Genomic DNA, 13,612 nt, shown 5'->3' with positions numbered 1-13,612 from the left:
ATCGATCCCGATTGACCCATATTCCGGGCACTGAATTATCCGGCATATATATAGCCAAGGTTCCTGAATGTCATCATCTTCATCTCCAAAGCAATTGAGCTGGCGCGCCCATTATTGGCAAACCATCGCGCTGTCATTGCCTTTGGTGATTGGTCAGCTTGCCTCTATCGGCATTGCCACCGCCGATGTCATCGCAATGGGACAAATCAGCAGTCATGATCTGGCCTCGGGATCATTGGCAGCGCGCTTTTACCAACCTTTCTATTTCATGGGGCTAGGCATCACCCTAGCCACTGGCCCGATCGTGGCACAGGGGCTGGGCGGGAATGATCCACGGCTTGTACGACGTGCCTTTCGCCAAGGCATGGTCATAGCGGTCATGCTGGCCTTGATCGCGATGCCCTTTGTCATGGTTGGCGATGTTGTTCTGGTCTGGCTAGGACAGGATCCTGTGATCTCGGCACATGCCAAAGATTTTCTATTCTGGTCAGCAATCGGCCTGCCCTTCATGTTTCTGTTTTTTGTGCTTCGACAATTTGTGAGCTCGCATAAAAAGCCAATGCCACAGGTAATCGCCACAATCGGCGGCTTGCTGGCGAATATTCTGGGCAATCATATCTGCGTTCATGGTTATGGGCCTATTCCGCCAATGGGGCTTGGCGGCATCGCGCTTTCGACAACGATTGTCTATTTGCTGATCTGTATCGGCCTGCTGATCTATATCGGCATGACCGAACCCTATAAATCGTCAAAGCCATTTCAACGCCTGTGGATTATGGATTGGGACATCACCCGCCGCATCTTTGTTATTGGCATTCCGATTGGCTGCACAATCGTTGCCGAAACCGGCATGTTTATCGCCGTGGTCTTTATCATCGGGCTGTACGGGCCGGTGCCGCTGGCAGCTTCGGCTATTGCCAACCAGATTGCGGCGGTTGCCTTTATGGTGCCACTTGCCATTGGCCAGGCCAGCACAATCCGTGTCGGACATTTTGCCGGTGCCAATGACCGCCATAATATCAGCCGTGCAAGCTGGTCTGCTGTGTGGGTCGGGCTGGGGCTGACAAGCCTGATCATGATCTATCTGTTTGCGCAGTCCGAATTCCTGATTGATCTATTTCTGGCCGATGATGACCCCATGACGGCGGCGGTTGCCACTTTTGCCATTCCGATGATGATTATCACCGCATTATTCCAATGCGGGGATGGCACACAGGCGATCACCATATCGGCGCTTCGCGGGCTTAACGATACCAGAGTACCTGCCTATATCGCGATTGCCTGTTTCTGGTTTATTGGTGTCGGCATTGGTGCTGTTGGCGCCTATGCGTTTGATTTTGATCCGGTTGCTATATGGGGATGTTTGCTGATCGGGCTTATGGTGGCATCGGTGGCTTTGACCTATCGCCTCTATGTGGCAACTCGGCGGATCACCCGAGGCGGTGCTATTTTAAGCCAGTAAATTCTTCACTTTTTGATGCGGTAATCCGTTGGGTCTGAATGCTTTTGCGCTTATCATGCTTTTATGACAGACGCACATAGACATTTTGACCGTATATGTCGGGGCATCCCGATTGCCAATCCCGACAAGGCAGAACTTATATCGTCAGTGGCTGCCGAATTTGCGCCCTATCTTGCCCATGTTGCTGATGCTGGTGATGCAGACAGCCATGCGGCTGTTTCGGCATCTGCGCTGGCCAGTATATTCACCCATGCGCCGCATCTTCTGTTACTGGCGCGCCGCTTTGCGGATGATATTGGCGCTATCCTGCGAGGGGACTCAGCAGAAATTATCGACATCGCACATGATCGATTCCAGCGCGACATGCGGAATATCAAAGATGATGCCAAAGCCATGCAGGCTATCCGCCAGTTTCGTGGCCGCGTCTCATTCGCCGCCGCGCTGGGTGACATTGTTGGGCAGACACCAATGGATGCGCAATTTGCATGGCTTAGCAATGCCGCCATATGTGCTGTCAGGGAAACAGCGCATTTTCTAATGCGTCAGGCAGCTGAGCGCGGGCTGGCAAAGCCGCCGCAAGACAATCTTGCAGGATGTGGATGGATCATTTTTGCAGTTGGCAAGCTGGGGGCTGAAGAACTCAATTATTCATCCGATATTGATCTGATTATCCTGCATGATCCGGATCAAAATCCATTAGAAGATCCCAGCAAGGCACAGTCATTTTATGTTGCCCAAACCCGGGCACTGGTAAAATTACTATCGGCCGCCACTGTCGATGGTATTGGCTGGCGTGTTGATTTACGCTTGCGCCCTGATCCGGGGGCAACCGCCGTCAGCATCCAGATCGCCGCGGCGCTTGGTTATTATGAATCAATCGCGCGCACCTGGGAACGCGCCGCCTTTATCCGTGCCCGCCCTATCGCTGGTGATATGGTGGCAGGACAGAATTTTCTGGGCGAAATCCAGCCGTTCATATGGCGCCGTTCGCTGGATTATACAGTCATGGATGATATGCGCACGATGTTGCGCCGGCCCGCAGACAGTGCCACATGGACAGGCTTTAATCTGAAAACAGGTCATGGCGGCATTCGCACGATAGAGTTCTTTACCCATGTCCTGCAACTCGTCTTTGGTGGCCGCGATCCCGAAATCCGGCAACATCGAACTGCCGATGCTTTGCAGATGCTGGCCAAAAAAGACTGGATCACAGCGGCGCAGGCAGACAGCTTGGTGGTCTTATATGGCTTGCTTCGCCGTACCGAACACAGGTTGCAGATGATCGCCGATCAGCAAACGCATAGCTTGCCGCGTGATGATGAAAGCCTGAGCAATTTTGCCCGCTTTCTGGGGCATGAAGATACAAACAGCCTATGCGACGGGCTGACGGCCATTCTAGCCGAGGTCAGCGATATGACCGCACATGATCTACTTGATGACATTCTCAACGCAGGTCTGAATGACACATCCAACCCCACTGAAAATACCAAGGAGGATGCCGATAGTGATGACACCAAAACGATTGATATCTTTCTGGAAGATCAGGACCAGCTGATTAACTGGCTTGGTTCGATCGGTTTTCAACGTCCCAACGATGTCGCCGCCGCCTTATCCGGCTGGATTGCTGGGCGCATTCCGGCAACACGTGGTGAACGGTCGCGGATGCTGCTTGGCCGTCTGATGCCCGAATTATTGCGCCAGCTGGCTAAAGGCACACAGCCTGACAGCGCCTTTGCCGCGCTTGCCTATTTTATCGAAGGCCTACCATCCAGCGTACAGATTTTCTCGCTTCTGGATTACAACCGGCATCTGGCGCGGCTGTTATGCGATATTATTGTGCTATCGCCGCGCCTGACACAGATTTTGAAACGCAATCCAATGCTGTTTGAGTTGCTGTTATATAAAGAATTTTTTGATCCCCTGCCCGATGCTCATAGCATTGCCGATCATATGCGTACGATCATTACCGGACAGGATGTCGAAGACGCGCTTGATAACATAAAACGTCATACGCGTGAATTGCGCTTTCGTGCCGAATTGCAAGCCATCAGCCTGAGCAGTGACCGATCAGCACTCGAACGGTCGCTTAGCGCGATTGCCGAAGCAACCATCCAGATTGTGCTGGAACTTGCGCGCGCTGATATGGAACGTCGGCATGGCAAAATTCCGGGCCTATGCGGAATCATTGCCCTTGGCCGTTTGGGTATCAGCCAGCTTACAGCGACATCGGATCTAGATATTTTATTCGTCTATGACGCGCCAATTGCGGCCAAATCCGATGGCAGTCGTAGCCTTGACGCCGCCAGCTATTATATTCGCCTGACCCAGACCTTTGTAAGCTGGATGACAACACAAAGTGCCGAAGGGGCACTATATGAAATTGATTTACGGCTGCGCCCAGAAGGCTCGGCAGGTGCCATCGCAACCCCGCTTGTCCGTTTGTCACATTATATCGACACCGATATATGGCTTTGGGAAAAGCTGGCATTGACCAAGGCGCGGTTTGTGGCTGGCGACAAGGCGCTATCGGCTCCCGCCATGAAGATTATCTGCGATGCAATCAATCAGGCACATGATCATGATGCTGTCATGTCCAGCATTGCCGATATGCAAAAGCGCATGGAAGCTAGCCGGAAAGACGCCTCAAAATGGCAGTTGCGTTTGCAGGCTGGCGGTCTTGGTGATCTCGATTTGCTGATCCAAGGTCTGCGGCTGATCTATGGCAACCATTTTACCGATAGTGGGCAAGCACCTGCTGATATTCTGGCCAGTCTGGTGACCACAGGCCAGATCGATAATAATGATGCCCATACGCTGGCTGATGCGCATATGGTGATGGGCAATGCGCAACATGCGCTACGGCTGTCGATACAATCCGCCCAGACGGTGAATGACGACCTTCCCCCTGCTTTGGGGCAATTTCTGTCAAGCTGGTTAGATACCCCTGATATCAATCAGCTGATGATCAAACTTGACGAGATGCGGGCATCGGTGCGCGCGATCATGACACGTCTTTAACGCCTGCGTGCACCCAAACATGGCTATAATGTGCAATTTGTTGAAACTATTTTTTGTTTTTGTATTTTTGTCTCTAAATCGACATATGAACAACGAAATCAGAACAGACTTAAGGCATTTTACGGACGTAAGAGAAAGGCTAAATCTGCCTCGCTTGCGGGATTGGTTTTCTTCGTAATAATTTGTATTTGACGTGCGTCAATTTAGGTGAAATCTAAAGTGGTACCGTCGCAACCCAAGTGAAAGATCTGCCATGTTCCGATCTATCGCCGCGTCATGGACTTTGTTTTTCGGCCTGCTTCTGATTATGGCAGGTAACGGGCTTCAGGTCGTGCTGTTGGGAACGCGGGCAAGCGAGGCGGCGTTCAGCAATATTGCCACCGGCTTTGTCATGGCGGGCTATTATGTCGGTATCTTTATCGGCTCAATTCTGGTGCCGCGGATACTGGGTAATGTGGGTCATGTGCGCGTGTTTGGTGCCATGTCAGCCATTGCGTCATCGGCGATTCTGATTCATGCCGCTTTTGTTGATCCGGTTTTATGGGCGGTTATGCGCGTCCTTACCGGTTTCAGCTTTGCCGGTATGTATATTGTCTGCGAAAGCTGGCTCAATGACAAAGCGACGAATGAAACTCGCGGCCAGCTATTATCGATCTATATGATCATCAATATGGGCGGCATGAGCCTTGGCCAGGTGATGATTTCATTTGGCAAGGATGGCGGCTACGGTTTGTTTTTGCTGGCGTCGGTCATGGTCTCGATGGCGGTTGTGCCTATCTTGATTACGGTTGGCAAGGCGCCCGAATTTGATACGCCCGAACGGCTGGGCTTTCGCCGCCTATATCAGATTTCACCATTGGCGGTGGTTGGCATGGCATTAACCGGTGCCGCCACTGCCATGATCTTTGGTATGGGGCCTATCTATGGCCGTAGCATCGGCATGACCAACACCGAAGTTGGCTATTTCATGGCAGCGGTCACATTGGGGACTTTGGTTTTGCAATATCCGGTTGGCCGGCTTTCGGATCGTTTTGACCGTCGTATTGTCATTCTTGGCGTGGCTATAGTATCAGGTCTGAGTGTGTTGATTGCCACCTTGCTTGATGCTAATGATCTGGCTCTGTTATTGATATGTATGTTGATTTTTGGTGGCACGAATTTCCCGCTTTATTCGCTTTGTATTGCGCATGCCAATGACTATCTGACCCCGCGACAAATGGTGGCGATGGCGTCTGGCCTGATTATGATTAATGGCGCTGGTGCGGTTATTGGGGCGCCTATTGCCGCCATGTTTATTGAATATCTAGGCACCATCAGCTTTATGCCAGCGATTGCCGCGTCACAATTCCTGCTGGCACTGTTCGTTCTGGTACGTATGCGGAGCCGGTCATCGGTTCCCGCCGCCGCACAGGGGCCTTATGTGGCCATACCTGACTCATCAAGCGGCGTTGCCACCAGCCTGAATCCGGAAGCCGAATGGATAACAACTGACGAAGACGGATTTACCGATGACGACCCCATGAAAGATAATCCTTATATTAATTAGAATCTATATAACAAGGCTCTACATCAATTAAGCTGCGAGCAAGGCGGTGTTCACATCTGACTATGATGTTACTCTTTATCAGACTTAATACGAGTACTGGGCTAACCCTGCATAAATAGCATAAAGTATCATATGCCTCAAAATCATTGGCGCATAATGGTAAATGACATTAGCTTAGCGTAATGAACAGATTTACCATGCTAAGCAGATTATCCGGCCTTTGTGTATATGTACTTTTGTTCTGCGGTGCCGGATTATCAGTCACAGATAGCAGCATGGCTGCCGATGACCCCTTTGACATTAGTGGCACGGTAATTGTGACGCGTGTCAGCGATGGTGACTCTTTGCGCAGTGGTGCGTTACGCATTCGTATATTTGGCATTGATGCCCCCGAAATCAAACAAATCTGCTATCACGATTCCGGCATAAAATGGCCCTGCGGCGAAACCGCGCGTGACCGCTTGCGCGCATTGGTAAAAACCGCCGCGCATCTGCAATGCAGACTCCGCGACACCGATCGTTATGGGCGGCTGGTCATGCAATGTTTTGCCAATCAGAAAGACCTTGGCCGAACGCTTGTCGAAGAAGGCATGGCTGTCGCCTATGAACGTTATGCCAAGGATTATATCGCGGTTCAGGCACAAGCACGCGATGCTGGCCGCGGCATGTGGGCAGGCACATTCGATATGCCCGAAGATTGGCGCAAGGCAAACTGATAAGCCTGAAACATCTGGCCGATCTGCATGATCTATCTTTTGCGGCCTTGACCAGCATGTTAAATTCGGGTCATTGTGCACATTCACAACTGCGAACAACTTTTAAACGAATAGGGTAATATCATGTCAGACGATGAACGTATCACCATCATCGCCGAAACTTTTGAAGCTGCAGCGCTTGAATTTCATCGGCGCAAACTGGCATCTCAAGGGTTTCGTATGGCGGGGCCTATTTCAACCCAGCGCTTTGAATTGATGCGTGGTGCCGAACGTGAGCTTCTATTTGATGGTCAACCGATGTTTGCGGTGACCTTTTCAAAAGAAGACTGACGATGGGCGCCACTGCGCTCTAGCCTATCCCTATTGCAAATCAAGTTCGCGCCCTATAGCAAGCCAAGCTCGCGTAGTTCGGCGACCATGGATGTTGGCATTTCTTCGCCATCCTCCTCGCTCACCAGCACATCATGTGGCGCGTCCTTGGCCTCGAGATAGCGCCAGCCCTGAAAAATACGCATCCGCGTTGGCGCAACCTTGACCAGACCGGGGGCAAGGACAATGCCACATGCCGGACGGCCATCAGCGCGCGTTACCTCACGCAGTTCGATGATTGATTGGCGCGCGCACATCACACCCTTGATGATCCAGTAGATAGAGCCACCGTCCAGAATTTCGTCAGCGCGGCGGGGCCGGTTTCGGGTTACATGCATAAGCGGCATCTGCGCCGCTATCCGGCTATTCTGCCATTCCTGCAACGCCTCGAATGATTCAGAACCAACCGATAATTTTTTCAAATGCACAGGCATTACGGACGTACTTTCTCACACAAACGAGCCAGCGGCATAGCGCCTTAAATAAGATAGAGCGCGGCAAGCCCAAGGAAAACAAAAAACCCAACAACATCCGTGATTGTGGTTATAAAAACACTTGAGGCCACTGCCGGATCAACACCCAAACGCAACAAGCCCAGCGGCACAATCGTGCCACTTAAGCCAGCGACAATCAAATTGGCAAACATCGCTACCGCCATGACCATGGCAATATCCACATTACCAAACCATACATAGGACAAGCCCGACGCCAGACTGGCAAAAATAATACCATTAAGAAACGAAACCAGTAGTTCGCGCCGCACAAAAGACCATGCCGCCAGATTATCAAGCTGGCGAAGCGCAATCGCACGCACAGCAACGGTAACAGTTTGGGTGCCTGCATTGCCCCCCATCGATGCCACGATCGGCATTAATACGGCAAGCGCAACAAGCTGTTCAATGGTCGCATCAAACAAGCCAATGACCATCGACGCAATGACCGCAGTGATCAGATTAATCGCCAGCCAGCCTGTCCGCCCCTGCATGGTTTCACGCAAACTAGAGCGCAGACTGGCCTCGCCAACACCCGCCAGCGCCATCAAATCTTCTTCGGCTTCTTCGTCAATCACATCAATCACATCATCAATCGTGACCATGCCGACAAGACGGTTATCTTCATCAACCACGCCAGCGCTGACCATGCCATAATGGCGGAATAACGACGCCACTTCTTCCTGATCCATAGTGACCGGAATAAGCCGAAAATCAGCATCCATGATTTCCGACATGCGGCGCGGACGCTGGGTACATAATAATGTGCTTAACCGCACCTCACCCAATACATGACGGGTTGGATCAATGACAAAGATAAGATAGAAATCCCCCACATCATGTTCTTCATTACGCAGAAAATCGATGGTCTGCCCCACCGTCCAGAATGATGGCACCGTTACCACTTCACGTTGCATGAGGCGGCCTGCCGAATCTTCGGGGAATGACAGCCCCTCTTCGACCAGAATGCGGTCTTCAGCAGGTAAAGCCGCCAGCACATCGTCACGTTCGTCCTGCTCAAGCTCTTCGACAATATTCAGCGCATCATCTGTGGGCAGATCGGGCAGTTGGCGCGCCAGTGCCGCCATCCCCATCACATCGACAATTTCGTCGCGGGTTTGCTCATCAAGATGCGCCAGCGTTTCGGCATCCAGATCATCACCCAGCATGCGTACCAGCTTGCCAGCCACCTCCAAAGGCAATCTTTCGATCAGATCGGCCTGATCTGCCGGGTGCAAAGGTGCCATCAATGTCCGTGCACGGCGCTTCTCATCATCCATAACCGCCTGATTGATCGCCGTCTCAACCTTTGGTGTCAGGCCATAAAGTGACGCGATGCGACCAACAGCATCGTCCTTGCGTTCACTCATGTCCTGATTATTGACCATATTACCTGCCTATGTTCGCTTTATTGTTTCAAATCAAGATGATCATACAGGCTATGCCTTGGCCTGCATCTTTAAATGAAATCTTAGTACTGTGATACCAGACCTGACGATATTTGAAAACCACCGAGACCATTTCACCTGCGTCATAACAAGGCAAAACGTCATCAGTAACATTATTACAAAATCAGAAAAATCTGATCTAGGTAATTTTATTTCACGCCGATATCATACAGGCCGACACGCCGCATATGCCCATCAAATTGTAAATCATGGCCAATCGGAGGGTGCGCACGTTGGCCGCATTCCATGCGTTCACAAACTGCACAACCAACGCCAATCGGTTCAGGACGCAGATTTTTTCCACTTTCAAGATGATCAGCATAGACAAGATCACGCGCATGGTGCATTTCGCATCCCAGCGCAATGGCAAATTCGGGTGCTGATTCATGTGGTGGTGTCCACAGGCTAGGCACCGTTCGCGCGATCGTGAAAAATTTCTGCCCTTGTGGCAATTCCACAGGCTGAAACAGCATCCGCTCGGGTGTACGAAAGGCCTTATGCACCGCCCATTTTGGACAGGTGCCGCCAAATTTGGCGAATTGCATACCGCCAGCGGCAAGACGCTTGGATATATTACCTGCATCATCGACGCGGATGAAGAAAAAGGGAACCCCGCGTGCCGCCGGTGCGTTCAGACTGGTCAGGCGATGGCATACCTGTTCAAAGCTACATCCAAAGCGTCGCCCTAGCAGGTCGATGTCATAACGTAGTGATTTGGCTGACTCCAGAAACGGGTTATAGGGCATCATCACCGCGGCGGCAAAATAACCAGCCAGTGTGACCCGGAATAAAGACTGGCTTTGTGGTTCCGGCAATTCATATTGATCACACATCTGTTGAAAAAGATCCTGCTGGGTCAGCAGCGCAATTTGTACCAGCAGATGGAACTGGCGCTGAGGACGACGCAAGGCTTCGCTGAGCATGATTTCACGGCGATGCAAATCATAGCGGCGCAACTGTGATCCCATAATTTCGGCGGGCATGATCCGGACACGAAGCTTCATGGTTTTTTCAACATAATCGACAAGCTGGGCATAAATTCTGTCTGTATGCGATGACATGGCATTGGGTGATGGTTTGCCTTTTGCCCATTCACCCAAACCTGCTGTGTCCAGCATTTCGGTCGCGGCTTGCTCGACGCTAGCAAAATAATTGTTTTCGCTTTGCAGAACATCGCGCACCAATTCGATCGGACTGCTTAATCTGGCTTCACGCCCAGCAACATGATCCGAAGATTGCAATTCGTCCCGTACTTTGCGATAGGCATGAAACAACTTTATGACCGAACGTGCCGCCCCCGGAGCTGCCGAAATCAGATCCTGTAATTCACGGCGTGATACCGCTTCACCGGTGAATAATGGATCGGTAAATATTTCGCTCATATCGGCAATCAGTGACTGGCTGTCATCCTCGGCAAAGGATTTCAGATCAATATCAAAACTATTGCCAAGCTTGAGCAGCAAGGTAACCGTCAAAGGCCGCTGGTTATGTTCCAGCAAGTTAAGATATGACGGGCTGATATCAAGCGCCTCGGACATTGCAGTTTGCGACAAACCAATGGACTGCCGGAAGCGGCGTAACTTATGCCCAACCAGAATTTTTTCCTGCATATTTTGCCCTCACATTACCATACGCTATCGACCAAGATAATATTGTAACAAGTTAATTTGTAAATTGAAATTGTAAATATTTTACACTTTTCAATTTTGCACTTTTTTCCTCGCAAATCATATGGCTACAGGCTAAGCAATAAAGATCACGTAACCACATATAGTGACCGCTTGTTAAGTGGCACAAAGGTCAAAGGAATATATTATGAGCGCGCGCACCGAATTTGAAACGCATACCAAAACTGACGCTGGCCGCTTTGACGGCATCAAGCGTGATTACAGTCTGGCGGATGTGAAAAAACTGTCGGGTTCGGTGCAACCTGAACATACGCTGGCACGCAATGGCGCGAACAAGCTATGGAATTTGCTACATAGTGAAGATTATGTGCATTCACTGGGCGCGCTATCCGGCAACCAAGCGATGCAGATGGTGCGTGCTGGGTTGAAAGCGATTTATCTGTCCGGATGGCAGGTCGCGGCTGACTCGAATACGGCTGGTGCCATGTATCCTGACCAGTCGCTCTATCCCGCCAATTCAGGCCCTGAGCTAGCGCGCAAGATCAACCGCACATTACAGCGGGCTGACCAAATTCAGACGCTGGAAAATAACGATGACAATATTGACTGGTTTGCCCCGATCATTGCCGATGCCGAAGCCGGCTTCGGTGGCGCGCTCAATGCGTTTGAACTGACCCGAAGCTATATCGAAGCTGGTGCGGCCGGCGTGCATTTTGAGGATCAACTCGCATCTGAAAAGAAATGCGGTCACATGGGCGGCAAGGTTCTAATCCCCGTACAACAGCACATCGCCAATCTGAATGCGGCACGTCTGGCCGCTGATACGGCAGGGGTGCCAACCTTGATTGTCGCCCGGACTGACGCCGAAAGCGCCAAGCTGATCACCTCGGATATTGATGAACGCGATCATCAGTTCCTGACAGGCGAACGCACCGAAGAAGGCTTTTTCTGTCTTGATCCGAAAGATGCTTTTGAGCGTTGTGTGGTGCGCGGCCTTGCCTTTGCCGAATATGCCGATCTGATTTGGATGGAAACATCAACACCTAACATCGAGCAGGCACGCCGCTTTGCTGATGCCATCCATGCCAAATTCCCGAACAAGATGCTGGCCTATAATTGTTCGCCAAGCTTTAACTGGTCGGCAAACCTTTCGCCTGAAGACATTGCCCGCTTCCAGCGTGAAATTGGCGCGATGGGTTATAAATATCAGTTCATCACATTGGCTGGTTTCCATTCCATGAATTTTGCCATGTATGAACTTGCACGCGATTATCGTGACCGGGGCATGGCCGCCTATAGTGAATTACAGAATGCCGAATTCGACGCCGAGGTGAATGGCTATACCGCCACCCGCCATCAGCGCGAAGTTGGTGCTGGCTGGTTTGACGCGATTTCAGTGGCTGTTAAAGGTGGCCAGTCTGCAACCACTGCGCTTAATGACTCGACCGAAGAGGCCCAATTTTCAGGCGACCAGGAAAAGGCTGCCGAATAGCTTCCCTCAGGCACGGTATCTGGCCTGCGCTTGGGGGAGTGCGGGTCATACCATTACCGTCCTGAAGCCTGAGGCCGGATAGGTTTTTGCTTTCCTATCCGGCCTCCCTTTATCGGGCGCAATAGTTATCGTGTAAAGCGAATGATCGCCAGATCACCTAGATTGGTGCCGGTGCCGCCAGTCATTACAAGCTGACCCGATGCTTGCAGAAATGGATAGCAATCATGCGCTGCCAAGGCAGCTTTGGCTTTAGCAATGTCCAGCGCGTCATCGCTTGTCAAAAGCGCACCTGCCGCATCACATGGGCCATCTCGGCCATCGGTACCGCCAACAAGCACCGCCCATTCTGATGGCGCGGCTGCCCTTTCTGCGGCAAGGGCGATAGCCGTGGTAAGGGCAACTTCTTGTGCTCGCCCCCCAACACCTGATGAAGCAGTCAATGTGACCGTTGTTTCGCCGCCCACAATGATTCCATAGTGACCGGGTTTACTGACAGACTTCACACAGGCGGCAAGCCGTTCACCCATAATGCTGGCATCGCCATCAAGGTCGGGGGCATCGATAATCTCTATGTCACCTGCCTTTTCAAGCAAGCGACGGCTAGCTAAACGGCATATTGTATTACTGGCCAGAATTTCGGTCTGTACATTGTCAAAAACCGGATTGTCCGCCCCTAGCGGTGCTTGAACCTTGCCGCTGCGAAGCGCATCCAGATGTGCGGGGACAAACGCCAACCGATCTAGCCCATGCGCGTGCACCAGTCCGATCGCCGCATCAAGCGACGTTGGTTCGGGCGCGGCAACACCGCTGGCAATTGACTCAAGTCGGTCACCAGGTACATCCGACAATAAAAACTGGCTTATACGGGCAGGCATCGCCACTGCTGCCAGCCGACCACCTTTCAAGCGTGAAAATAACCGCCGGATTACATTCATGTCATGGATATCAAGGCCGCTTGCCAGCAAGGCTTCATTCAGCGCCATTTTATCAGCCAGCGAAATACCTGGGGCTGGTGCGGGTAGCAAAGCCGAACCCCCGCCGCTTATCAGCAACAGCAAATGATCATCGGCGGTCAGTGAATCAGCCAGCTGTTCGACCGCATCGCTGGCACGAAGCCCACGTATATCAGGTACCGGATGCGCACTGACATGCACGTCAAACCCCTCTATCTCCTGATAATTTTCATCATTGGTTACAATAATACCCGGCGCCAGACAGCCAGCCTGACGCGCGGCATCAGCCATAGCACAGGCCGCTTTGCCAATCGCAATAATCGCCGTAGGCGCTGGTGCCCCCGCACCCGCTTGTTGCAAAACCCTGGCAACCGCATCACGCGTGACAGGTTCGGGGCGCCCCGCATCAATACCGGCATGAAACGCCGCAATCAGCAGATCACGAAAATGCCCTGCCCCATGCCCATGAACAGTCCCACTAGCAGACAT

The 13,612-nt window shown here is 51.7% G+C and carries 10 protein-coding genes; 6 read left to right on the top strand and 4 right to left on the bottom strand.

The window, feature by feature from the left end; translation table 11 throughout:
• Window positions 1-67: 67 nt before the first annotated feature.
• From SAR116_RS12695 to SAR116_RS12675, 5 genes are all read left to right on the top strand, one after another.
• On the top strand, window positions 68-1,462 hold the full coding sequence (locus SAR116_RS12695; RefSeq protein ID WP_013047350.1) for an MATE family efflux transporter: 1,395 nt from the start codon (window positions 68-70) through the stop codon (window positions 1,460-1,462).
• A gap of 63 nt (window positions 1,463-1,525) precedes the next feature.
• Entirely contained in the window at window positions 1,526-4,480 is a 2,955-nt protein-coding gene (locus SAR116_RS12690; RefSeq protein WP_013047349.1) for a bifunctional [glutamine synthetase] adenylyltransferase/[glutamine synthetase]-adenylyl-L-tyrosine phosphorylase, read from the top strand.
• Between the two features lie 253 nt (window positions 4,481-4,733).
• Complete coding sequence (locus SAR116_RS12685) at window positions 4,734-6,026, top strand: MFS transporter (protein WP_013047348.1); 1,293 nt, start codon at window positions 4,734-4,736, stop codon at window positions 6,024-6,026.
• 182 nt (window positions 6,027-6,208) lie between these two features.
• On the top strand, window positions 6,209-6,742 hold the full coding sequence (locus SAR116_RS12680; protein WP_013047347.1) for a thermonuclease family protein: 534 nt from the start codon (window positions 6,209-6,211) through the stop codon (window positions 6,740-6,742).
• A 123-nt stretch (window positions 6,743-6,865) separates the two neighbouring features.
• Window positions 6,866-7,072, top strand: a complete 207-nt coding sequence (locus tag SAR116_RS12675; protein ID WP_013047346.1) for a hypothetical protein — start codon at window positions 6,866-6,868, stop codon at window positions 7,070-7,072.
• 53 nt (window positions 7,073-7,125) lie between these two features.
• Here the strand turns inward: SAR116_RS12675 and SAR116_RS12670 are convergent, their stop codons facing one another.
• The 3 genes from SAR116_RS12670 to SAR116_RS12660 form a co-directional block, all read right to left on the bottom strand.
• The gene (locus SAR116_RS12670) at window positions 7,126-7,545 is read right to left on the bottom strand and encodes a DUF1489 family protein (protein WP_013047345.1); all 420 of its coding nucleotides are present in this window, start codon (window positions 7,543-7,545) and stop codon (window positions 7,126-7,128) included.
• A gap of 44 nt (window positions 7,546-7,589) precedes the next feature.
• Window positions 7,590-8,990, bottom strand: a complete 1,401-nt coding sequence (gene mgtE, locus SAR116_RS12665) for a magnesium transporter (RefSeq protein WP_013047344.1) — start codon at window positions 8,988-8,990, stop codon at window positions 7,590-7,592.
• Between the two features lie 209 nt (window positions 8,991-9,199).
• The gene (locus SAR116_RS12660; RefSeq protein WP_013047343.1) at window positions 9,200-10,660 is read right to left on the bottom strand and encodes a helix-turn-helix domain-containing protein; all 1,461 of its coding nucleotides are present in this window, start codon (window positions 10,658-10,660) and stop codon (window positions 9,200-9,202) included.
• 205 nt (window positions 10,661-10,865) lie between these two features.
• Between SAR116_RS12660 and aceA the strand changes: the two genes are divergently transcribed.
• Window positions 10,866-12,170, top strand: a complete 1,305-nt coding sequence (gene aceA, locus SAR116_RS12655; protein ID WP_013047342.1) for an isocitrate lyase — start codon at window positions 10,866-10,868, stop codon at window positions 12,168-12,170.
• A gap of 125 nt (window positions 12,171-12,295) precedes the next feature.
• Here aceA and SAR116_RS12650 read toward each other — a convergent pair whose 3' ends face one another.
• Window positions 12,296-13,612: a glycerate kinase type-2 family protein gene (locus tag SAR116_RS12650; RefSeq protein ID WP_013047341.1), complete on the bottom strand. Its 1,317-nt coding sequence runs from the start codon at window positions 13,610-13,612 to the stop codon at window positions 12,296-12,298.

This window comes from Candidatus Puniceispirillum marinum IMCC1322 (assembly GCF_000024465.1).
GTDB lineage: Bacteria > Pseudomonadota > Alphaproteobacteria > Puniceispirillales > Puniceispirillaceae > Puniceispirillum > Puniceispirillum marinum.
This window is presented reverse-complemented; position numbering and strand designations above follow the sequence as displayed.

Coding starts and splice junctions, on each gene's coding strand:
- mgtE (WP_013047344.1), bottom strand. CDS start 8,990: ATGGTCAATAATCAGGACATGAGTGAACGCAAGGACGATGCTGTTGGT.
- SAR116_RS12650 (WP_013047341.1), bottom strand. CDS start 13,612: ATGTCTGCTAGTGGGACTGTTCATGGGCATGGGGCAGGGCATTTTCGT.
- SAR116_RS12675 (WP_013047346.1), top strand. CDS start 6,866: ATGTCAGACGATGAACGTATCACCATCATCGCCGAAACTTTTGAAGCT.
- SAR116_RS12695 (WP_013047350.1), top strand. CDS start 68: ATGTCATCATCTTCATCTCCAAAGCAATTGAGCTGGCGCGCCCATTAT.
- SAR116_RS12670 (WP_013047345.1), bottom strand. CDS start 7,545: ATGCCTGTGCATTTGAAAAAATTATCGGTTGGTTCTGAATCATTCGAG.
- SAR116_RS12690 (WP_013047349.1), top strand. CDS start 1,526: ATGACAGACGCACATAGACATTTTGACCGTATATGTCGGGGCATCCCG.
- aceA (WP_013047342.1), top strand. CDS start 10,866: ATGAGCGCGCGCACCGAATTTGAAACGCATACCAAAACTGACGCTGGC.
- SAR116_RS12660 (WP_013047343.1), bottom strand. CDS start 10,660: ATGCAGGAAAAAATTCTGGTTGGGCATAAGTTACGCCGCTTCCGGCAG.
- SAR116_RS12685 (WP_013047348.1), top strand. CDS start 4,734: ATGTTCCGATCTATCGCCGCGTCATGGACTTTGTTTTTCGGCCTGCTT.
- SAR116_RS12680 (WP_013047347.1), top strand. CDS start 6,209: ATGAACAGATTTACCATGCTAAGCAGATTATCCGGCCTTTGTGTATAT.